Here is a 21,694-nt window from a genome sequence, read left to right as displayed (position 1 = left end):
ATGGAGACAGTGAAATGATCTCATTCTTTGTTTTGTCGCGTTTTCTTCACGCGAGCCGGTGTCCACGTCGCTCGAAAACGCTCTGGAGTGCGATCCGATCAGACTGAACCAATCTGATCGGATAACGCGTTCTCCAGGCCCGCCGCTCCGGCCTATTCGGCCGCCTGCGAGGGTGTCGCGCCGTCCTTCCAGAGATCGAACTGCGCCGCGTTGCGGCAGAAGCCGGGCACCGGCTGTTCGCTGGCGCCAGCGTTTTCCGTATTTTCGCCGGCGGCCTGTGCGTCGAACCAGCGGTGGCAGTCCGGGGCATCGCGGCAGCCGAGGCAGCGCTGGGCGGCGGCCAGCACCTCCTGCGGCGCCTCGGCGGCGATCGCCGGAAGGTCCAGGCCGGCATGGGCGGCCATGGCGCGGAAGAGCGCGAGGCGCTCGTCTATCGTGTCGACATTCATGGCTGTTCTCCCCGTTTGGGGGAGAGTGCCGGCGCAGGGGAGCGCCGGCCTTGATCTGGCGCAAGGCTGCCGGGACGTCTGACGGTCCCGGCGGCTCGCTTTACCGGCCCATCAGCGGATCGCTGAGGCCGACGACATAGAAGCCGAGCAGCAGCAGGGTTCCGGCGACGATCAGATAGTAGATCGTCGGCAGGATGGTGATGCGCAGCGTCGCCCCTTCGCGCCCGAGCAGGCCGACCGTGGCCGACGCCGCGACGACATTGTGGATGGCGATCATGTTGCCGGCGGCGGCGCCGACCGACTGGCCCGCCACCATCAGCACCGAGGAGATGCCCAGCCCCTGCGCCACCGAGAACTGGAACTGGCTCAGCATCAGGTTGCTGACCGTGTTCGAGCCGGCAAGGAAGGCGCCGAGAGCGCCAATGGTCGGGGCGAACACCGGGTAGACCGCGCCGACCTGCGTCGACACCCATTCGGCGACCAGCACCGGCATGCTGTCCAGCCCATTGGCGTTGACGCCGGAATTGATCATCACCCGCACCATCGGCACGGTGAAGATCAGCACGAAGCCGGCGCCGATCAGCGTGCCGCTGCTCTCGCGCACGGCGGCGGTGAAGCCCGACAGCGGCATGCGGTGCAGCAGGACGGTGATCATGCAGATGATGACCAGCAGGCCGCCGGGGGAGAACAGCAGCGGGAAATCGCCATTGATCCCCTGTTCGCCGAGAAGGTTGGAGAAGGCCAATGTCGCCGACTTCAGCGCGCCGCCGACGCCGGGCACCATGCGGCTGACCACCAGGAAGACCGCCAGCAGCACATAGGGCGCCCAGGCCAGCGCCAGCGGGATGGTGCGCTTGGCGAGGCTGTCGAGGGTGATGTCGAGCTGGCCGAACCACTCCTTCGGCCATTCCGAGGGCGGGGCGAAGTCCCAGCTGGTCTTCGGGACCAGAAAGCCGGCGCGCGCGGCCAGCGTCATGATGGCGAGGCCGATCAGTCCACCGAGCAGCGAGGGGAATTCCGCGCCGAGGAAGGTCGCCGCCAGCACATAGGGCACCGTCATGGCGAAGGCGCCGAGGATGGCGAAGGGCGCGGCGGAAAGGCCCTCGGTCCAGGATTTGTTGCGACCGAAGAAGCGCGTCATCACCATGATGAGGAACAGCGGCATCAGCGTGCCGCAGATGGCGTGGATGATCGCCACTTCCGTGGTGATGAGGTGGAAGAAGACGGCCCAGCTGGAACCGACGTCAGTGAGCTGCGCCGATATGGCGGTCTGGTCCAGCCCGGTCTGCACGCCGACGATCAGCGGGGTGCCGACGGCGCCGAAGGACACCGGCGTCGACTGGATCATCATGCCGAACACGACGGCGGCCATGGCCGGGAAGCCGACCGCCACCATCAGCGGGGCGGCGACGGCGGCCGGGGTGCCGAAGCCAGAGGCGCCCTCGATGAAGGAGCCGAACAGCCAGGCGATGAGGATCACCTGCACGCGCCGATCCGGGCTGATCGAGGTGAAGCCGGCGCGGATGGTGGAGATGGCGCCCGAGTGCTTCAGCGTGTTGAGCAGCAGGATGGCGCCGAAGATGATCCACAAAAGGCCGGCGGTCTGCAGCAATCCCTGCAGTGTCGAGGCGGCGATCCGGTTGGCGCTGACGCCCCAGAACAAAAGGGCGATAACCACCGCCATCACATAGGTGATGGGCATGACGATGCGGGCGGCGATGCGAAAACCGATGAGCAAGACGCCTGCCGAAATGATCGGCAAAAAGGCAAGGAAGGCGAGCAGACCTGTCGACATCCGGTTGTTTCCTCCTGTGTCGCCGGCCTTTTTCCGCCAGGAGCCCAGACGGAGCGGCGACGTTGATTGGTGTGGACGCTCCTCCCGAGAGCCTGCGCGTTGGTAATATATTCTGACCATCGTCGCATTGGACCCATGAATACGCGAGACAAAATGGCGTGTCCTCTTGTCCAATCGTCTATAAGGGCCCCGGACGGACGACGTTTGTCCCCTCGGCCGGGGCGGGTGGGAGACGGGTTCGGCCGGCGGGGCCGCGCGAAACGGTTGTCAGGACCGGCGGGGGCAGGGTAGGGAACTGCCACTCCCGCGCTTTCGTGCTTGCGCACGCCAGAACAGGTTCGTCCGATGAACATGCATTCCCGCCCCGCCGACCCGAAGAAGCTGATCAAGGGGGCCACCGGCGACTGGGAAATCGTGATCGGCATGGAAATCCATGCGCAGGTCACGTCCAATTCCAAGCTGTTCTCCGGCGCCTCGACCGAATTCGGCGCCGAGCCGAACGCCCATGTCTCGCTGGTCGATGCGGCGATGCCGGGCATGCTGCCCGTCATCAACGCCGAATGCGTGAAGCAGGCGGTGCGCACGGGGCTGGGCCTCAAGGCTGAGATCAACAACCGCTCGGTGTTCGACCGTAAGAACTACTTCTACCCGGACCTGCCGCAGGGCTACCAGATCAGCCAGTACAAGAGCCCCATCGTCGGCGAGGGGGTGGTGCTGGTCGACACCGCCGACGGGCAGATCGAAGTGGGTATCGAGCGGCTGCATCTGGAGCAGGACGCGGGCAAGTCGATCCACGACCAGCACCCGACGCTCTCCCTGGTCGATCTCAACCGCTCCGGCGTCGCTTTGATGGAGATTGTCTCCAAGCCGGACCTGCGCTCGGCGGAAGAGGCGAAGGCCTATGTGACCAAGCTGCGCACCATTCTGCGCTATCTCGGCACCTGCGATGGCGACATGGAAAAGGGCTCGCTGCGCGCCGACGTCAACGTCTCGGTGCGCAGGCCGGGCGATGATTTCGGCACGCGCTGCGAGATCAAGAACGTCAACTCCATCCGCTTCATCGGCCAGGCGGTCGATGTCGAGGCGCGCCGCCAGATCGGCATCATTGAGGATGGCGGCACGATCGACCAGGAAACCCGCCTGTTCGACCCCGGCAAGGGCGAGACGCGCTCCATGCGGTCGAAGGAAGAAGCGCATGATTACCGCTATTTCCCCGACCCGGACCTGCTGCCGCTGGAATTCGACGACGCCTTCGTCGCCGAATTGAAGGCGCATCTGCCGGAACTCCCCGACGAGAAGAAGGCCCGCTTCGTCGCCGCCTATGGCCTCTCCGCCTATGACGCCGACGTGCTGGTGGCCGAGAAGGAGACGGCGGCCTATTACGAGGCGGCGGTCGCCCATGGCGGCGGCGCGCGCGACGCCAAGGCGGTGGCCAACTGGATCATGGGCGACGTCTCCGCCTTCGCCAATGCCTCCGGCCTGTCGGTCTATGAGACCCACATCACCCCGGTGCAGATCGCCGGGCTGGTCGACCTGATCGCCGACGGCACCATTTCCGGCAAGATCGCCAAGGACGTGCTGGCGATCATCATCGCCGAGGAGAAGGACGGCGACCCCCGCGCCATCGTCGAGGCGCGCGGCATGCGCCAGGTGACCGATACCGGCGCCATCGAGGCGGCGGTGGACGCCATCATCGCCGCCAACCCGGACAAGGTGGCGCAGGTGCTCGCCAAGCCGACCATGCTGGGCTGGTTTGTCGGCCAGGTGATGAAGCAGACCGGTGGCAAGGCCGCGCCGCAGGTGGTGAACGACCTCTTGAAGAGCAAGCTCGGGATATGAGCGACGCCTCTGCGCCGGAGGCGACGGCCTGCGCCGTCGCCATCGAGCCGGCCACCCGCGCCGACCTGCCGGCCATCGTCGCCATACTCGCGCGGGAGACGCTGTTCGGCGTGCGCGACAGTGCCGACCCGGCCGACTTTCCCGCCTATGAGCGGGCCTTTGACGACATCGCCGCCGATCCGCGCGCGACGCTTTATGTCGCGCGGCTCGACGGCCGGGTGGTCGGCACCTTCCAGCTGGTGTTCTTCCGCGCGCTGCTGCGCCACGGCACACTGCTCGCCCATGCCGAGGCGGTGCAGGTGGACCCTGACGTGCGCGGCAAGGGCGTCGGCGCGGCGATGATGGACTTCGCCATCGCCGAAGCGCGGCGCCGGGGCGCCGGCTCGCTGCAGCTCGCCTCCAACAAGCTGCGCGCCGACGCGCACCGCTTCTATGAGCGCGCCGGCTTCGAGAAGCGGCTCGACGGTTTCAAGATCGACCTTGCCGGCCACTGAGCCCGGCGGGCCGCCTTACGGCAGGCAGCGGGCCATGAAGACGTGCCAGGCCTTGGCGCCGGTGAGGTTGTGCCGGGTCTTGTAGGACTGCCACTCGGCATTGCACCGATTGAGCGCCTCGCGGTCGCTGGCATCGGGCGGGCGCGACAGCGCCGGGGCGGGGTCGGGCGTGGGGGCGCCCGCCGGGCGGGGCACGGAGGGAACCGAGGTCTTCGGCTTGGGCGCCTGCTCGTTAGGCTCTTCCGGCGCCGGCGTTGGCGCCGGCTTCTCATCCAGTACGCCGGTGCCGGCGAGGCATTCCTGGGCGAAGTCGCGATAGGTGCGCTTGCCGGTCTGGTTCTTCGCCTTCATCTCGTTCCACAGATCGGCGCATTGCTTGATCGAGGGCTGGGCGGCAGTGGCCGAGGCGCCGGTCGGCGTGGTGTTGCGCTTCGGCGCGGGTGCCGGCTCGCCCGCAGGGGCCGGCTTTTCCGCCGTCGCCCCGGGCTCCTTCAGGCACTGCGCGGAAAAATCGCGAAAGCTCTGCTCGCCGGTCTGGTTGTTCGCCTTCATCTCGTTCCAGCGGTCGGCGCAGATCTTGGCCGGCGAGGGGGCCGCCGGCGTCTGCGCCCGCGCCGCGCCGGGCAGGGCGCCGGCCAGGGTGAGCGCGCCGAGCAGGCAGGAAAGGACGGCAGTTTTCACGCGCACGGTCTCGCTTGTGGAAAGGCGCGGGGGCGCCGGGCGGGGCAAATCTACTCGCATCCGCCCGATGAGGCGAGCACGTCATGCCGCCGGGCCCCGCCCGCTTGCCAGCCGCGCGGGGCGGCCCTAGTTCTGATGTCCTGCGCCCCATCAAGGGCGAAGGGGGAGCGCTCGCGTCATGGCCCAGCTACAGTCCCGTCCGATCCAGCTCTATTACTGGCCGACGCCCAATGGCTGGAAGATCTCCATCATGCTGGAGGAATGCGGGCTTCCCTATGAGGTGATCCCGGTCAATATCGGCCGGGGCGACCAGTTCAAGCCGGACTTTCTCGCCCTGTCGCCCAACAACAAGATGCCGGCAATCGTCGATCCCGAGGGGCCGGACGGGGCGCCGCTCTCCGTGTTCGAATCAGGGGCGATCCTGCAATATCTCGGCCGCAAGACCGGGCTGTTCTACCCCACCGACGAGCGCGGGCGGGTGGAGGTGGACCAGTGGCTGTTCTGGCAGATGGCCGGGCTCGGGCCGATGGCGGGGCAGGCGCACCATTTCCGCATCTATGCGCCGGAGAAGATTCCCTACGCCATCGAGCGCTACACCAAGGAGGTGCACCGCCTCTATGGGGTGATGAACACGCGCCTGGCGGACCGGCCCTTCCTTGCCGGCGACTATTCCATCGCCGACATCGCCTGCATCGGCTGGGCCAAGCTATGGGAGCGACAGGGCCAGGACATCAAGGAATTGCCCCATTTTGCCGCCTGGCTGGAGCGGATGCTGGCGCGGCCGGCGGTGCAGCGCGGCCTCGCCGTGAACGCCGCCGACCGCGCCAAGATCGACTTCGCCACCGACACGCAGGCGCAGAGCGTGCTGTTCGGCCAGCGCCCGGCCGGATGAATGAAGCCGGCAGTGGACCAACTGCGTATTCGGCCTTGACCGGGGGGCGGGGGAAACCTAGACAGGTCGCCGGCTCGAACCGCGCCGCCGCAAGGCGACCGCGAGGCCGGCTGGAGACGTGGCCGAGAGGCTGAAGGCACTCGTTTGCTAAATGAGCAGGCCCCCAAAAGGGCCTCGAGGGTTCGAATCCCTCCGTCTCCGCCAACACTTTTTCAAGCGAAGTAAGCAAGCAAAGTCCGTCGGCTGGCGGTCACGCCAGTCCGAGCTCCCCATGTTTGGGCTTCAGGCGCACGACCCCGAGTGCGATGCGCTGTGGCGGCTCTCCTTGGACAGCCCGCGCGCGAGTCGCCGGGGCTCTAGGTCAACAGCCGAAACGGTACCGTCCACGCCTTCCGCCGCTTCACCGGCAAAAGGCGGCGCTTCCCTTAAGTTCCGCGGCATGGACCCCGGAGAGCCGCCCATCTCGACCTCAGGAGTGTGCTCCGGCCAAGTTGCCACCCGCTGGCTGCTGGCCCACCCCCACACTGACAACGGTCAACATATGGACAGCGCCATCACGGGCCGTCCATTTCATCGACTGCCCTGCCGAAAGCCCGATCAACGCCACGCCGATGGGGGTCATGACAGACACCTTCCCCGCCGCAATGTCGGCCTCGCCAGGGAGTACGAGGGTAACGGTGCGGTCGGCCCCGCCATCGGTGGTGAACCTGAACGTCGAGCCGATGCGGATGAATTCGGCGCCGGGCTTCTCTGTGGCGACGACCCGCGCCCGGTCCAACTCTGTGTAAAGCTCCTCGGCAAGGTCGGGATGGCTGGCCGCATAACCGTCCGCCAGTTTCGTCAATTGCGCGTGGTCGTTGCGCGTGATGAGGATGGCCGGCTTGCGGCTTGCGAGCGTCATTGAAGTCTCCAATTGTGATGGACGCAGAGCGCGGCGAGGGCGCTTCACGTGTCGTTGGTCGGATGATGTGGAATTCTGCCGCCCTAAGCGGCGTCGCCGGCTACAGTTTTTGACCGCGCGCCCCGGTGCCAGGGCGCCGGGCGACCGAGCCGGGGGCTAGTGTCCCGCGATGGGACATACCCGAAAGTGCCAATGCTGTGCGCGTGCGATCATCATCCCCGGAAGTTGGGGGCTGCTTGCGCTAAAGTCAAACCCGGAGAAGGGCGAGGCTTATGCACGGGCAGGAGGCTGGAAGCGGCGGTGCGATGATCCGCACTTCAGATCCATGTCTTTGTTCCTGAGCCCCCGATCGTGGCCGGCGGTCGATGAGGCTTCGCGCCGGCCTGAGGCGATGCCGGCGTGTCGGCGCCTCAGCCCCCGCGCGGTCGACCTTCGCTCAGGGCCGTCAGGAAGGTGAGGAAAATGACGGCGTAGAAGCGCATGAGAACCGGCTGCAGCGCCGGGCTCGCGCGGTATCCGTTCAGTCCGGGCTCGCTGCAGGCGAGACCTTGCGTCTCGGCGCGTTGCAGGACATTGGCCGCATGCGCGCGCGAGACGTGGAATCGCCGCGCGAGCTGGCTGACGGAGACGGGACCGTCCCGGGTGATCAGCGACACCAGCATGACGAGGCCGGCATCGCGTTCGGCGAGGTCCTGCAGTTCCGGCGCGGCCGCGAACACCCGCAGGCCCTGGCGGAAGCACGCCGCCATGGCGTGGGTGCAGGGGCCGAACAGAAGATCATCCGGTAAGGCGCGGGCCGCCTCTGCCGCCGGCGCGTCGATATGGGCGATGGCCGCGAACATGCCGTTCCAGCGCTCGCGATGCGTCTGCAGAAGGGCCGCCGTCGGTATAAGTCGCCGCTCCTTCCGCCCGGAAACGGTGCCGTCCGCCAGCAGGCGCTTGAACCGCAGCGCGGCGAGGAAGGCGGTGGCACGGCCGGCGCTGCAGACGTCCAACGCCACCACCTCGCGCCGCAGCTGCGCCCCGGTGAAGCCCGTTCCGCCGCTCTCGGTGAAATGCAGATCCAGCAGGAGCAGCACGGCGAGGAGGCGGCCGCGATCATTCAAAAGCCGGTTGCGGATCCAGCTGCCGTCATACAGCCGGACCGCATTGGCGGCGGCGGCCCTGACGGCGTCGGGAAACCCCGGCGCCGCCATCAGCTCGTTGATGGCCTCCGCGCCGAACAGCCGGAGGACGGGTTCGGGAAAGGACGCGGCCGGCCCCGATTCCCCGCCCATGCACGCACCCGCCTTCTGCATAAATCGCCCAACGATTCCAAAAAGTGACGTTGCCTATAACACGTCCGGCCGGCAAACCCGGGAGCGGGATGCCCATCCCACACAGCGGGCGCCGGCAAGGCGCGCGCCGTTTTGCTTTCTTGCGGGGGATGCGCATGGCCGGTCTGACGTTGCTCTCGCGGAAGGCTCGTGCGGTTTCCGGCACTCTTCGGCTGTCCCTGCCATTCCTCATGTCGTCGGTCGCCGTCTGCGCCTTGACCGCCCCTGCCGCCGCCCAGAGCACGGCGCCGTCGATCGGGCCGGCCCTTTCGTCCTTCCAGAATACGGGAAGCAATGGCCTCAGCGGCCAGAACGCGGATGGCTGCACCTACCCGCCCTATAGCGGCACGACAGGCAATCCATCCGACGATATCTTCACGACCTTCGACAATGGGCTGACTTCCGGCGGCACTTATAACGCGACGATGGTCCTCGTGACCGTCACCGGCGGGCAGGGCGGCGCGGGGGGGAGCGGCGGCAGCTGCTATGGCGGCCAGCCCGGCGGCGATGCCGGGGATGGCGGGACCGCCGACATCACCATCGACAGCCAGTCCGGCAGCTTCACCTTCGAATATTCCGGCATCGTCGTGATCTCCCAGGGCGGCCGAGGTGGCAATGGCGGCGGCACGTCGTCGGTGGACTATAAGGGCGGGGCGGGCGGCAATGGCGGCAATGGCGGCGCGGTCACGGTCGACAACGCCATCGCGCTGACCACGGTTGGCACCGATTCCTACGGAATCTGGGCGCAGAGCGTGGGTGGCCAGGGCGGCAATGGCGGCAATGAGAACAGTTCCGTCAGCAGCGGCAATGGCGGAGCGGCGGGAACCGGCGGCGCCGGCGGCTCGGTGACGGTGCAGAACGGCGCCGCCATCACCACCACCCAGGCCACCGGCATTTTCGCCCAGAGCATCGGCGGCAATGGCGGCGACGGTGGCAGTGCCAATGGCTGGTATGGCGGCGTCAGCGGTGGCGGCGGCTATGGCGGCGACAGCGGCGCGATCACGGTGACCAATACGACCGGCGCCGCGATCCTGACGTCCGGCGCGGGTTCCTATGGTATCTACGCCCAGTCGGTCGGCGGCGGCGGCGGCAATGCCGGCGTGGCGGCGGGGCTGGTCGCGCTGGGCGGTTCCGGCGGACCGGCCGGCACTGCCGCGCAAACGCAGGTGACGAATTCGTCCGACATCACCACCACGGGTGCGTCCTCCGCCGCGATTTTCGCCCAGTCGCTCGGCGGCGCCGGCGGTTCCGGCGGCATGGCCTTCAGCGGCGCGCCGGACCTCGCCATCGCGCTGGGCGGCACCGGCGGTGATGGCGGCAATGGCAACCAGGTCATCGTGATCAATTCCGGCGATCTGTGCACGGGCGGGTGCGGCTATGCCGGCTCGCCCGCGCCCACGGCGGGCGGCTCCTACGGCATTCTCGCCCAATCCATCGGCGGCGGCGGCGGCGCGGGCGGGTTCGGCCTGTCGGGCTCGGCCTCGCTGGTCGCGGGCGTGTCCCTCACCGTCGGCGGCACCGGCGGCCAGGGCGGCGGCGGCGCCAGCCTCTATGTCGGCAATAGCGGCAACATCACCACGACGGAGATCAATTCCGCCGGCATTCTCGCGCAAGCCATTGGCGGTGGCGGCGGCGCGGGCGGCGGTAGCATCGCCTTCGACCTGTCCGGCGGGGTCTCCGCCGCCATCGCCCATGGCGGCAGCGGCGGTTACGGCGGGGGCACCAGCCCCGTGGCGGTCAACTGCAATTCCTATTCGGGCAACTCCGGCAATGACGGCGCCTGCACGTCCATCAGCGGCCAGCCGACCTTCAGCGCGCCGGCAAGCGCGGCGCTGATCTCGACGCAGGGCGACAGTTCACCCGGCATCGTCGCCCAGTCGATCGGTGGCGGCGGCGGCGCGGGCGGCTATGCGGTGACGCTGTCCGGCTCGGATGTCGGCGGCTTCGCGATGTCCTTCGGCGGATCGGGCGCCGGCGCTGGCGATGGCGGCGACGTCTATACCGGCACCAATGGCGTCAGCATCACCACCAATGGCGATGATTCCTCCGGCCTGGTCGGCCAGTCCATCGGCGGCGGCGGCGGCACGGGTGGGGCCTCGGTGTCCGGCACCGTGTCCACCGGCTCGGTCATCGGCATCGGGGTGGGGGGATCCGGCGGCGGCGGCGGCAATTCGGGAGCGGTCATCGCCGACAATTCCGGCGGCGTCATCACCACCAACGGCGCGCGATCGCATGGCATTGTCGCCCAGGCCATTGGCGGCGGCGGCGGCGCGGGCGGCAACACGATCGCCGTCGACGCGGACGCCGTCTCCGCCAGCCTCATCATCGGCGGGACGGGTGGCTCGGGCGGCACCGGCTCCGATGTCTGGGTCTATAATGAGGACAGTTCGGTCAACAGCGCCTATGGCTCGGCCGCCATCACCGTCAACGGCGCCGGTTCGAGCGCGATTATCGCTCAATCGATCGGCGGCGGCGGCGGCAGCGGCGGCTTCAGCCTCGACGCGGATCTCAGCATCTCCGCCTCGGCTGGAATGACCATTGGCGGCGCCGGCGGCAGCGGCAACAGCTCCAGCAATGTGACGGTGCTCAACTACGGCGCGCTCGTCTCGAACTATGGCGGCGCGCCGGTCCTGCTCGCGCAGTCGATCGGCGGCGGCGGCGGCAATGGCGGCTTCGTCACAACAGGCGACTTTTCCGGCGACGGGGCGTTCACCCTGGCGGTGGGCGGCGGCGGTGGCACGGGTTCCAATTCCGGCAACGTCACCGTCACCAGCTATGGCGCCATCATCGGCGCGGCGGGCTCCTATGGCGACCAGGCGCGCGGCACCGCCCCGGGCGTGCTGGCCCAGTCGCTTGGCGGCGGCGGCGGCAATGGCGGGTTCGCCGCTGGCGGCGACTTTACCGGTGCCGCCTCGGGCAGCCTCGAGATCGGCGGCGAGGGCGGCAGCGGCGGGGCGGCGTCATCGGCCTCCATCACCCTCTATGAAGCGGTAACGATGAACGGCCCCCTCGCGCCTGGCGTGGTGGGCCAGAGCATTGGCGGGCAGGGCGGCAATGGCGGCTTCGCGGTGGCGGGCGGCCTCAGCGAGGGCCTGTCGGCCGGCGTCAATCTGGGCGGCGCGGGCGGCGCCGGCGGCACCTCGGCCAATGTCACCATCCAAACGCAGGATGTGACGTCCTATGGCTATAACCAGTCGGCCGGCATCATCGCGCAGGCCATCGGCGGCAATGGCGGCAATGGCGGCTGGGACATCGCCGGCGCGCTCGGCTCCGGCGCCAGCGCGCCGGTCAGCATTGGCGGCACTGGCGGCGCGGGCGGCAACGGCAACGGCCTGGTCCAGGTGACGGCCGAGGGCAGCACCTCGACCAACGGCCTGTTCTCGCCCGGCATCATCGCGCAGAACATCGGCGGCAATGGCGGCAATGGCGGCTTCACCGCCTCTGCGGCGGGTTCCGTCGTTTTTGCCTCCAGCGTCACCGTCGGCGGCAGCGGCGGCACCGGCGGCGGCGCCTATGATGTCGCCGTCACTGCGTCCGATACCGTCACCACCGGTGCCGACCAGTCCATCGGCATTCTCGCGCAAGCCATTGGCGGGTCCGGCGGCAATGGCGGTTCGGCCATTGCCGGCTCCGGCGCCACCGGCGGGGGCGACGCGAACGTCTCGGTGGGGGGCGCCAGCACCACCGGCGGGGGCGGCGGGTCCGGCCAGTCGGGCGGCGGCGTCACCGTCACCGCCGCCGACATCACCACCAATGGCTATCTCTCCGCCGGTATTCTCGCGCAATCGATCGGCGGCGCCGGCGGCAATGGCGGGTCGAGCCGTGCCTTCAGCCTTTCCGGCACCAGCGACAGCACCGACGGCGCGGCGGCCAGCGTCGCCATCGGCGGCGCGGGCGCGGCGGGCGGCGATGCCTACACGGTCGAGGTGACGCAGAACGGCGCGATCCTGACCGGCTCCTCCGGCGTCTTCAGCGACCAGTCCGCCGGCATCATCGCCCAGTCGATCGGCGGCTCCGGCGGCAATGGCGGCTCGGCCGATTCCATTGCGACCTCCACCACCGCCTCGGTCGCCCTCGCCATTGGCGGCGGCGGCGCCACCGGCGGCAGCGGCGGCACGGTGACGGTGTACAGCAACACCGACACATCAGGCAGCATCACCACGGTGGGCATGCACGCTTCCGCCATCCTCGCCCAGTCGATCGGTGGCGGCGGCGGCAATGGCGGCTGGACGCAGGCCACCGCCTCCAGCAACGACTATGCCGCGGGCCTCGCCATTGGCGGTTTCGGCAATGGCGGCGGCGATGCCGGCACCGTCACCGTCGACAATGGCAGCACGCTGGTGACCTATGGCGCGCTGTCCTACGGCATTCTTGCCCAGGCGATCGGCGGGGGCGGGGGAAATGGCGGCGCCGCCTCCACCACCACCAATGCCGGCGATGGGGAGGAGCTCCAGGGCGGCGTGACCTCGGTGGCGGGCGCCGGGGCGGGGCAGGACGCCGCCAATGTCAGTTCGGCCGTCTCGGGCAGTTCCGACACGCAGCCGGAAAGCAGCAATGACGGCGCGAGCGCGGGTATCGCCGCCGCGCTCACCATTGGCGGCTTCGGCGGAACGGGCGGCGACGGCGCCACCGTCACCCTCGACAATACCGGGTCGATCTACACCTTCGGCGATCAGGCCACGGCGATCCTCGCCCAGTCCATCGGCGGCGGCGGTGGCAATGGCGGCTCCAGCGCCACCAACGCCAATGGCGATTCCTACGCCGTCTCCTTCAGCCTCGGCGGCGGCGCCGGCGACGGCGGCGATGGCGGCAGCATCAACCTCACCTCCCTCGGCTACATCCAGACGTCCGGCCTGCAGGCGGCGGGCATCTTCGCCCAGTCGGTGGGTGGCGGCGGCGGCAATGGCGGCGCCTCGTCCAGCACGGCCGGCAGCGGCGGCCAGGCGGCGGTGAGCATGAGCCTCGGCGCTTCCGGCGGCGCTGGGGGCGATGGCGGCGGGGTCACGGTGACGATCGGCGCATCCCAGCTCGCCTATGTCAGCACGCTCGGCCCCAATTCGGCGGGCATCTTCGCCCAGTCGGTGGGCGGCGGCGGCGGCAATGGCGGCTCCAGCGTCGCCAGCGCCAGCGTGTCGTCCTCCAGCGGGTCCGGCGGGTCCTCCTCCAGCGCCACCGGCAGCCTCTCGGGTTCGGCCAGCGGCAGCGCGACCTCGGCTTCGGCCGGGACGAGCGGGGGACAGCAGGGCAGCCAGTCCGGCAGCGATGGCGGCACCTCGCTCGCCCTGAGCCTCGGCGGCAGTGGCGGCACCGGCGGCGCGGGCGGCGATGTCTCGGTCACGAATGTCTATGTGATCGCCACCGGCGTCGACCTCTACGATTCCGACACCATGGTCGCGGCGGGGGACCATTCCGCCGCCATCTTCGCGCAATCGGTGGGCGGCGGCGGCGGCAATGGCGGTGCCAGCACCACCAATTCCTCGGCCAGCGAAACCAGCGTGGCGCTGTCGATCGGCGGGGCGGGATCGGCCGCCGGGGCCGGCGGCACGGTCGGCGTCACCACCCAGGGCACGCTGTCGACCACCGGCTATAACTCCAGTGCCGTCTTCGCCCAGTCGGTGGGCGGCGGCGGCGGATCGGGCGGCGCCTCCTCCTCGACATCGGGCGAGGGCGGCACGGCGTCCATCGGCCTCGGCCTTGGGGGCAGCGGCGGCGGCGGCGGCGCGGGTGGCGCCGTGACCGTCACCGTCAATACGGCGGTGGCCTGGGGCGGCCTGTCGACCGGGATCACCACCCAGGGCGACAGTTCCTACGGCATCTTCGCCCAGTCTGTGGGTGGCGGCGGCGGGTTGGGCGGCGCGCTGGTCTCGGCGGCGACCGCGCCGAGCGGCAGCGGCGGCAGCAGCGCGAGCAGCAGTTCGGCATCGAGCAGTTCGACCTCCACCTCCGCCAATGACGGCGTGGCGCTGGCGATGGGCCTTGGCGGATCCGGCGCCGGCGGCGGCGCCGGCGGCACGGTGCAGGTCACCTCGAACGCGCAGATCCTCACGCAGGGCGCCCATTCCACCGGCCTTTTCGCGCAATCCATCGGCGGCGGCGGCGGTGCGGGCGGGGCGAGCACGGTGAACGCCAGCAACAGCACCTATGCGCTGGCCTTCGGCCTTGGCGGCTCCGGCAGCACGGGCGGTGCGGGCGGCGACGTCACGGCGACGGCCAATGAAGCGATCACCACGCAGGGTGTGCTGGCCTATGGGCTGCTGGCCCAGTCTGTGGGCGGCGGTGGCGGCGCGGCGGGCGCTTCCAGCGGCGGCGCCTCGGGCGGCACTGAGGCCTCCTTCGACATGGCGCTTGGCGGCAGCGCCGGCATCGGCCAGACCGGCGGCTCGGTGACGGTAACCACCGCCGATACGATCACCACCTCGGGCATGGCGGCGGTGGCGATTCTCGCCCAGTCGGTCGGCGGTGGCGGCGGCGTTGGAGCAGCGAGTTCGTCCAGCCTGACCAGCGGCGGTGTCACCGGCACGCTGACCCTGGCGGGCACGGGCGGCACCGGCAATGATGGCGGCGACATCTCCGTCACGGCGACCGGTGTCGCGACATCAGGCACGGCGGCCTTCGGCATCCTCGCCCAATCCATCGGCGGCGGCGGCGGTGTCGCCAGCGTCAGCACCAGCGCGGTCCTGCCGAACAGTCTCGCCACGACGCTGGGAGGGGCGGGCAGCGGGGCAGGCGGCACGGTCACGCTCTCCACCTCCGGGACGATCGCCACGACCGGGAACGCGGCGATCGGTATTCTGGCGCAGAGCATTGGCGGCGGCGGCGGCGTGGCCAATGCCGGCGCGAATATCACCTTTGCCGGGCCTTCCACCGCCTCCGACGCCGGGGCGGTCGAGGTGACGGTCGGCGGATCGCTGACCACTTCGGGCACCAATGCGGTCGGTGTTCTCGCCCAATCCATCGGCGGCGGCGGCGGGGCGGCGATATCCGACGGTCAGGCGGCGAGCTGGACTTCCACGGGAGGCACGGGCACCGGTGGGGCGGTGACGGTCAACGTGAACGGCAGCGTCTCGACAACAGGTGCCGGCGCCTATGGCGTCATCGCCCAGTCCGTCAGCAATGGCGGCGGCCTGGTGATGAATGGGACCAGCATGGAGCTGGTGAATGGCAGCACAGCGGCCTCCGGCAAGGTGGTGGTCAATCTGGCAAGCCAGACGGCGGTGACCGCGACCGGCGCCGGCGCGGTCGGCGTGCTGATGCAGGGTAGCGGCGATCCGCTCATCAATATCGCTGAGGGCGCCAGCGTGATCGGCGGCGTCGGCGGCGTTGGTATCGTCAGCGATGGCACCGAGAACTATGTGAACAATAATGGCTGGATCGCCACGGTCGACGGCGCGGAGGGCATGGCGGTCCGCACCACCGGGGGGTACAGCGCCATCACCAATGGCGGCGGCCTGATCGGCAATCTGTCGCTGGCCGATGGCATCGCCAACAGCGTGGTCAACCTGTCCAGCGGCACTCTCTATGCGGGATCGTCACTCGACCTCGGCGGCGCGCAGAGTGTGCTGCGCAACGAGGGCACGCTGCGCCGGGGCGCGACCAGCCTTGGCGCAACGGCGATCGACGGCAGCTTCACCCAGACCGCGACGGGCCGCCTGATCGTGCGAACCGACCAGATCTCGCTGCAGGCGGACCAGTTTGCCGTCAGCGGAAGTGCGGACCTCTCCGGCGCCGTGCAGGGCAGTCTCTACCGCCCGGATCTCGCCATGCCCGGGTCCTTCTCGGTGTCCTTCCTTTCCGTGGCGGGAGGCAGTGACTGGTCAAGCCTGACGGCGGCGGGGGACACGGCGATCCTCGACTTCTCGCTGTCGGAATCATCAGGCGGTCTCTCTCTCGACACACGCATCGACTTCACGCCCGAGGGCCTGTCGGCCGGCACGCGCGATATCGCTGATGTCGTCGGGTTCATTCAGACCGGAGGCTCCTCCGCCCTGTTCCAGACCATGGTTCCCGCCTTGCTGGAGATGCCGACGCTTTCCTCGCTCGAGACCGCCTATGAGACGATCGGCGGCGGGGCGGCCTCCCTTGTCCCTCAGAGCATGATCAACGCCAGCGCGGCGGCGATCGCCAGCGTGGCGGACCAGATGGACCAGTGGCGCCTGCGCCAGCGGCGACCGGGCGCGGCCACCACCGTTCCTGCGCCGGTCGGCCCTGACGGCGCGGCGGCGAGCTATTTCTGGGGGGCGGCGATGGGCAGCTCGACCACGGGCGGGGGGATCTCCGGCAACCTTCTCGGGCTGACCATGGGTGCCGACGGGCAGCTGCCTGACCTGCCGATGCTGGTGGGTGTGGCGGGCCATTTCTCCACCACCGACCTTTCGGCGAGCGAATATGGCGCCGGCACCTCGACCAATTATGGCGGGTTGAGCGCCTATGGCGTCTACCAGGACGAGGCGGCCTATCTCTCGGCGATCGCCACGCTCGGTTATGGCCGTGCCGATTTCGACCGTAACCTCTACGGCCTTGGTCTCGATCTCGCGACCAGCGGGGAACTCGACGGCACGCTGCTCGGCGGCCGGATCGAGATCGGCTATGGCTTCGCGCTCGGCGACACCAACGCGACGCTGACACCCTTCGCCGCGTTCCAGCCGATGCAGCTGTGGCTCGGCTCGGACACGGAGAGCTTCGGTTCTCTGGGGGAGGGCCTGACCTATCATTCCGGCACGATCACCGCTTTGCCGACCTATATCGGCGTCCAGTTCGACGGCCTCTGGCAGGGCAGGGACGGCTTGACCTACGCGCCCTTCCTGCGCGCGGCGTGGATGCACGACTTCAGCCCGGAACGGGATGTGTGGCGCAGCTTCGCGGAAGCGCCGGGCTTTGCCTTCGCGGGATCGCCCATCCCCATTGTCGAGGACGCATTGGAGCTGCGTGCGGGGCTGCAGGTGACGCTTGGCGGCACGATGGTTCTCTCGGCCAGCTTCGACGCCCAGATCGCCGACGGCTATTCCGTCCTCGGCGCCAGTGGCAGCCTGCGGTTCCGCTGGTGAGCCGCACGCCGCCGCGTCGCTCTCACCCATTGGCTTAGGCACCCGCCGTCTCGATCTCAGGAAAGCCTGAATATCGATCGGCCGGGGCGGCGGCGACCATTGACGATCCAATCATCATACGTATGATGATTGGCATGACGCTCTACCATGACACCCTTGACCGACTGGGTAAGGACATCTGCGCCGGCCGCTATCGGCCGGGCCAGGTGATTCCGGCCGAGCCGGTGCTGTGCGCCCAGCTCGGCGTCAGCCGCATCGTGCTGCGCGAGGCGATCAAGGGGCTGGTGTCGAAGGGCATGCTGGAGGCGCGCCGTCGCACCGGCACGGTGGTGCTGGAGCAGAGCCGGTGGAGCCTGCTGGATCAGGAAGTGATGATCTGGCGCGCCGATGCCAATGGCGTCGATCTCGCGCTCGGCTCCGACATCATGGAGCTGCGCCGCATCATCGAGCCGGCCGCCGCCCGCCTCGCCGCCGAGCGGGCCAGCCCGGACGAGCTGAAGACGCTTCGGGCGGCCTATGAGGCGATGGCCGCCGCCGTGGATGGGCAGGGCGACTATGTCGCCGCCGACCTCGAATTCCACAGCACCATCATCCGCGCCTGTGCCAATCCCTTCGTCACCCAGCTGCAGAGCGTGATGTCGACGGTGCTGCGCATCTGTTTCGAGCGCGTCGCCGCCGTCCCCGGCGGGCGCGCGCATTCGCTCCCCATGCACCGCCGTGTGTGCGAGGCGATCGAGCAGCGCCGGCCCTCCGAGGCGGGCGACGCCATCATCGAGCTGCTCGACGATGCCGAGCGCGACATGCGCAAGCTGCTGCGCGCCGACCCCGAAGCTTTTCGCACCCCGGCCCAGACGGCCAGCGTGGCGCAGATTCAACAACGAGCCGACAGAGAGCTCGACCAGAAGAACAACGAGGAAATGCTGGAGGAACGCCATGACTCGATCGCCCTGACCTAGGCGCGCCGCGCCTCCCGCGCCGCTGACCGCTCGCGCCATGCTGACCGCCACATGAGCGTGCCGCGTGAGTGTGCCGTGTGGGCCGGGCCGGCCTCCCGCTCCATCGTCGAACCTTCGACCAGCTTCGTCCTCGCGGACGGGCAATGCCCGGTCGTGTCCTCAAAGCCGCTTGCAAGATCTCATGAAAATCACAGCCATCGAGACCATCCGCGTAGCCGAGTTCGCCAATCTGCTCTGGGTGCACGTCCACACCGACGAGGGCGTGATCGGCCTCGGCGAGACCTTCTATGGCGCCGGCGCGGTCGAGGCGCATATTCATGACACGCTGGCCGGCCGGCTGCTCGGCCGCGACCCGCTGCGCATCGAGGCGCTCAACCGCGAGATGGTGAACCTGCCGCTGGCGCAGGCCTCGACCGGCGTCGAATACCGCGCCGCCTCGGCGATCGACTTCGCGCTGTGGGACATTTTCGGCAAGATCTGCAACCAGCCAGTCCACCAGATGCTGGGCGGCCTCGCCCACGACAAGCTGCGGCTCTACAACACCTGCGCCGGCTATAAATATGTCCGCTCGATGAGCATCAAGCCGGTGTCCACCTGGGGCCTCGGCGAGGCCGAAGGGCCCTATGAGGATCTCGACGGCTTCATGAACCGTGCCGACGAGCTGGCCGAGAGCCTGCTCGACGAAGGCATCACCGCCATGAAGATCTGGCCGTTCGATCCCGCCGCCATCGAGACCGGCGGCAACTACATCACCGCCGAGCAGATGAAGACGGCGATCGAGCCCTTCGAGAAGATCCGCAAGGCGGTCGGCGACAAGATGGAGATCATGGTCGAGTTCCACTCGCTGTGGAACCTGCCGACCGCCAAGAAGATCGCCCGTGCCCTCGAGCCCTATGCGCCGACCTGGTACGAAGACCCGATCCGGATGAACTCGCCGCAGGCGCTGGCCGAATATGCCCGCTCCACCGATGTCTGGGTCTGCGCCAGCGAGACGCTGGGCTCGCGCTTCGCCTATCAGGACTTCCTGAATGTCGATGCGGTCGGCGTGGTGATGGTGGACCTGTGCTGGACCGGCGGGCTCACCGAGGGCCGCAAGATCGCCGCGCAGGCCGACACCTATCACCGGCCCTTCGCCCCGCATGACTGCACCGGCCCGGTGGCCTTTGCGGCGGCGATCCACTGCTCGTTCAGCCAGCCCAACACGCTGATCCAGGAGTCGGTCCGCGCCTTTTATCGCGGCTGGTACACCGAGCTGGTGACCAACCTGCCGCGCATCGAGAACGGCTATGCCTACCCGATGGAAGGCCCCGGGCTCGGCCTCGAACTGCGCCCCGACGTGTTCAAGCGCCCCGACGTCAGCACCCGCCGCAGCGCTCTCTAGAAAGCGATATCTCCATGTCCACGCAGCTCTTTTCGCTTCAAGGGCGCACCGCCCTCATCACCGGTTCGGCCCGCGGCCTCGGCTATGGCATCGCCCGCGGCCTCGCCCAGGCCGGGGCGCGCGTCGTGCTGAACGGCACCAAGGCCGACACCACGCATGCGGCCTGCCGCGTGCTGGAAGGGGAGGGCCTGCACGCCCACGCGCTGCCCTTCGACGTGACCAATGACGCGGCGGTCGCCGAAGCCTTCGCCGCGCTCGATGCCGAGGGCATTGAGGTCGACATCGTCGTCAACAATGCCGGCATCCAGTTCCGCAAGCCGATGGTGGATCTCGATCCGGCCGATTGGCGCCGGGTGTTGGAAGTCGATCTCACCAGCGCCTTCCTGGTCAGCCAGCAGGCGGCCCGCCGCATGATCGCGCGCGGTCGCGGCGGCAAGATCATCAACATCGCCTCGCTGATGAGCCAGGCGGCGCGGGCGACGGTGGCGCCCTACACGGCGGCAAAGGGCGGCATCAAGACGCTGACCCATTCCATGGTCGCGGAATGGGCGCAGTTCAACATTCAGGCCAACGCCATCGGTCCCGGCTACATGGCGACCGACATGAACGAGGCGCTGATGAACGATCCGGCCTTCGATGCCTGGGTCAAGGGCCGCACCCCGGCCAAGCGCTGGGGCCAGCCCGATGAACTGGTCGGCGCGGCGGTGTTCCTCGCCTCGCCCGCCTCCAACTACGTCAACGGCCAGCTCATCTATGTCGACGGCGGCATGCTGGCCGTCCTCTAGGCGACGCGCCGCCGCATTCCACAACAAAACCAAGCCGTACCAAGGAGAAACCCCATGAAGACGCCTTTCGCAACGAAGACCGCCGGCCTGCGGGTCGCCGGTGCCGCGCTGCTCGCCGCCGCCCTGTTCGCGGCCGGCCCCGCCCTGGCGGAAATCAAGGCCAAGGCCGGCCACGCCATGCCGGAAAGCCACCCGCAGGCGGCGGCGATGAACAAGTTCGCCGAGCTGGTCGGTACCTACACCAACGGCAATGTGAAGGTGCAGACCTATCACGGCGCTCTGCTCGGCAGCGACGAGAAGCAGCTGCAGGCGGTGCAGTCCGGCACGCAGGAATTCTATATCGGCACGCTGGCGCCGCTGTCGTCGCGGGTGAAGGAAGTGCAGGTCTGGGATCTGCCCTTCATGTTCCAGAACACCAAGGAAGTCTACGCCGTGCTCGACGGCGCCTCCTCCAAGGAAATCTTCGCCAAGGTCGAGCCCTCCGGCATTGTCGGCCTGACCTGGACCGGCATGGGCTTCCGCAACCTGTCGAACAGCCGCCGCCCGGTCACCAAGCTTGACGACATCACCGGCCTGAAGCTGCGGGTGATGGCCAACCCGGTCGCGCTCGACACCTGGAAGACGATTGGCGCCAACGCCACCCCGATGCCGTTCTCGGAAGTGTTCCCGGCGCTTGAGGTGAAGGCGATCGACGGCCAGGAAAACCCGCTCCTGCATATGTACGCCAACAAGATGCAGGAAGTTCAGAAGTACATCTCGCTCACCAACCACGTCTATACGCCGGTGGCGCTGGTGGCCTCGCAGAAGTTCTGGGACAAGCTGACCCCGGCCGACCAGGCCGGCATCCGCAAGGCTGCGGTCGAGGCGGGTCTGCTGCAGCGCAAGCTGCTTGACGAGGGTGACCGCGACGTCATCGCCAAGTTCAAGGAAGCCGGCGTCGAAGTCGACGAGGTTCCCGCCGACCAGCTGGCCCGCATCCAGGCCCAGGTGAAGCCGGTGGTGGCGAAGTTCAAGCCGCAGATCGGCGACGCCTTTGTCGACGGCTTCTACGCCGAAATCGAGAAGGCGCGCGGCGCCAACTGAGCGATCGCCCCCGGCGGCCCGCCTGCGCGGGTCGCCGGCCTTCCTCCCACGGCGCACCCCTTCCTTCGGTGACGGAGC

13 protein-coding genes and 1 tRNA gene are annotated in these 21,694 nt (G+C 68.7%); 9 read left to right on the top strand and 5 right to left on the bottom strand.

Going from position 1 to position 21,694, the window contains the following annotated elements:
* Positions 1-152: 152 nt before the first annotated feature.
* Together J2S76_RS02935 and J2S76_RS02930 are read right to left on the bottom strand one after the other, a co-directional pair.
* Positions 153-449, bottom strand: coding sequence for a DUF6455 family protein (locus J2S76_RS02935; protein WP_307057355.1), 297 nt, complete (start codon positions 447-449; stop codon positions 153-155).
* Between the two features lie 100 nt (positions 450-549).
* The gene (locus J2S76_RS02930) at positions 550-2,244 is read right to left on the bottom strand and encodes an L-lactate permease (RefSeq protein WP_307057353.1); all 1,695 of its coding nucleotides are present in this window, start codon (positions 2,242-2,244) and stop codon (positions 550-552) included.
* A 345-nt stretch (positions 2,245-2,589) separates the two neighbouring features.
* Here J2S76_RS02930 and gatB point away from each other — a divergent pair, with 345 nt between their 5' ends.
* A complete protein-coding gene (gatB, locus tag J2S76_RS02925; RefSeq protein ID WP_307057352.1) occupies positions 2,590-4,083 on the top strand; it encodes an Asp-tRNA(Asn)/Glu-tRNA(Gln) amidotransferase subunit GatB in 1,494 nt (497 codons plus the stop codon).
* On the top strand, positions 4,080-4,577 hold the full coding sequence (locus J2S76_RS02920; RefSeq protein WP_307057350.1) for a GNAT family N-acetyltransferase: 498 nt from the start codon (positions 4,080-4,082) through the stop codon (positions 4,575-4,577). The genes gatB and J2S76_RS02920 overlap by 4 nt, the downstream gene beginning before the upstream one ends.
* 15 nt (positions 4,578-4,592) lie before the next feature.
* On the opposite strand, the gene J2S76_RS02915 is transcribed toward J2S76_RS02920, so the two are convergent.
* Positions 4,593-5,258: a hypothetical protein gene (locus tag J2S76_RS02915; protein ID WP_307057348.1), complete on the bottom strand. Its 666-nt coding sequence runs from the start codon at positions 5,256-5,258 to the stop codon at positions 4,593-4,595.
* A 178-nt stretch (positions 5,259-5,436) separates the two neighbouring features.
* On the opposite strand from J2S76_RS02915, the gene J2S76_RS02910 reads away from it, so the two are divergent.
* Both J2S76_RS02910 and J2S76_RS02905 read left to right on the top strand, forming a co-directional pair.
* On the top strand, positions 5,437-6,150 hold the full coding sequence (locus J2S76_RS02910; protein WP_307057346.1) for a glutathione S-transferase N-terminal domain-containing protein: 714 nt from the start codon (positions 5,437-5,439) through the stop codon (positions 6,148-6,150).
* A gap of 112 nt (positions 6,151-6,262) precedes the next feature.
* Positions 6,263-6,354: transfer RNA gene (locus tag J2S76_RS02905), tRNA-Ser, on the top strand.
* A 265-nt stretch (positions 6,355-6,619) separates the two neighbouring features.
* On the opposite strand, the gene rnk is transcribed toward J2S76_RS02905, so the two are convergent.
* Together rnk and J2S76_RS02895 are read right to left on the bottom strand one after the other, a co-directional pair.
* Entirely contained in the window at positions 6,620-7,051 is a 432-nt protein-coding gene (rnk, locus tag J2S76_RS02900; protein WP_307057344.1) for a nucleoside diphosphate kinase regulator, read from the bottom strand.
* A 410-nt stretch (positions 7,052-7,461) separates the two neighbouring features.
* Positions 7,462-8,328 carry a helix-turn-helix domain-containing protein gene (locus J2S76_RS02895; protein WP_307057342.1) on the bottom strand — a complete coding sequence of 289 codons (867 nt, stop codon included), beginning with the start codon at positions 8,326-8,328 and terminating at the stop codon, positions 7,462-7,464.
* 230 nt (positions 8,329-8,558) lie between these two features.
* Here J2S76_RS02895 and J2S76_RS02890 point away from each other — a divergent pair, with 230 nt between their 5' ends.
* The 5 genes from J2S76_RS02890 (at position 8,559) to J2S76_RS02870 (ending at position 21,616) form a co-directional block, all read left to right on the top strand.
* On the top strand, positions 8,559-17,411 hold the full coding sequence (locus J2S76_RS02890) for an autotransporter outer membrane beta-barrel domain-containing protein (protein WP_307057340.1): 8,853 nt from the start codon (positions 8,559-8,561) through the stop codon (positions 17,409-17,411).
* Positions 17,412-17,545: 134 nt separating this feature from the next.
* Positions 17,546-18,367, top strand: a complete 822-nt coding sequence (locus J2S76_RS02885; protein WP_307057337.1) for a FadR/GntR family transcriptional regulator — start codon at positions 17,546-17,548, stop codon at positions 18,365-18,367.
* A 181-nt stretch (positions 18,368-18,548) separates the two neighbouring features.
* Positions 18,549-19,748: a mandelate racemase/muconate lactonizing enzyme family protein gene (locus tag J2S76_RS02880; RefSeq protein WP_307057335.1), complete on the top strand. Its 1,200-nt coding sequence runs from the start codon at positions 18,549-18,551 to the stop codon at positions 19,746-19,748.
* A gap of 14 nt (positions 19,749-19,762) precedes the next feature.
* Positions 19,763-20,533 carry an SDR family oxidoreductase gene (locus J2S76_RS02875; protein ID WP_307057333.1) on the top strand — a complete coding sequence of 257 codons (771 nt, stop codon included), beginning with the start codon at positions 19,763-19,765 and terminating at the stop codon, positions 20,531-20,533.
* Positions 20,534-20,587: 54 nt separating this feature from the next.
* The gene (locus J2S76_RS02870; protein ID WP_307057331.1) at positions 20,588-21,616 is read left to right on the top strand and encodes a TRAP transporter substrate-binding protein; all 1,029 of its coding nucleotides are present in this window, start codon (positions 20,588-20,590) and stop codon (positions 21,614-21,616) included.
* The last annotated feature ends 78 nt before the right edge of the window (positions 21,617-21,694 follow it).

Origin of the sequence: Ancylobacter vacuolatus (assembly GCF_030813595.1) — a bacterium.
GTDB lineage: Bacteria > Pseudomonadota > Alphaproteobacteria > Rhizobiales > Xanthobacteraceae > Ancylobacter > Ancylobacter vacuolatus.
The sequence above is the reverse complement of the archived record's forward strand: the minus strand, read 5'-3'. Positions and strand labels throughout refer to the sequence as shown.

Excerpts from the sequence above, each read along its gene's own strand:
- J2S76_RS02890 (WP_307057340.1), top strand. The coding sequence starts at position 8,559 with ATGTCGTCGGTCGCCGTCTGCGCCTTGACCGCCCCTGCCGCCGCCCAG.
- gatB (WP_307057352.1), top strand. The coding sequence starts at position 2,590 with ATGAACATGCATTCCCGCCCCGCCGACCCGAAGAAGCTGATCAAGGGG.
- J2S76_RS02885 (WP_307057337.1), top strand. The coding sequence starts at position 17,546 with ATGACGCTCTACCATGACACCCTTGACCGACTGGGTAAGGACATCTGC.
- J2S76_RS02930 (WP_307057353.1), bottom strand. The coding sequence starts at position 2,244 with ATGTCGACAGGTCTGCTCGCCTTCCTTGCCTTTTTGCCGATCATTTCG.
- J2S76_RS02910 (WP_307057346.1), top strand. The coding sequence starts at position 5,437 with ATGGCCCAGCTACAGTCCCGTCCGATCCAGCTCTATTACTGGCCGACG.
- J2S76_RS02935 (WP_307057355.1), bottom strand. The coding sequence starts at position 449 with ATGAATGTCGACACGATAGACGAGCGCCTCGCGCTCTTCCGCGCCATG.
- J2S76_RS02880 (WP_307057335.1), top strand. The coding sequence starts at position 18,549 with ATGAAAATCACAGCCATCGAGACCATCCGCGTAGCCGAGTTCGCCAAT.
- J2S76_RS02870 (WP_307057331.1), top strand. The coding sequence starts at position 20,588 with ATGAAGACGCCTTTCGCAACGAAGACCGCCGGCCTGCGGGTCGCCGGT.
- J2S76_RS02875 (WP_307057333.1), top strand. The coding sequence starts at position 19,763 with ATGTCCACGCAGCTCTTTTCGCTTCAAGGGCGCACCGCCCTCATCACC.
- rnk (WP_307057344.1), bottom strand. The coding sequence starts at position 7,051 with ATGACGCTCGCAAGCCGCAAGCCGGCCATCCTCATCACGCGCAACGAC.
- J2S76_RS02895 (WP_307057342.1), bottom strand. The coding sequence starts at position 8,328 with ATGGGCGGGGAATCGGGGCCGGCCGCGTCCTTTCCCGAACCCGTCCTC.
- J2S76_RS02920 (WP_307057350.1), top strand. The coding sequence starts at position 4,080 with ATGAGCGACGCCTCTGCGCCGGAGGCGACGGCCTGCGCCGTCGCCATC.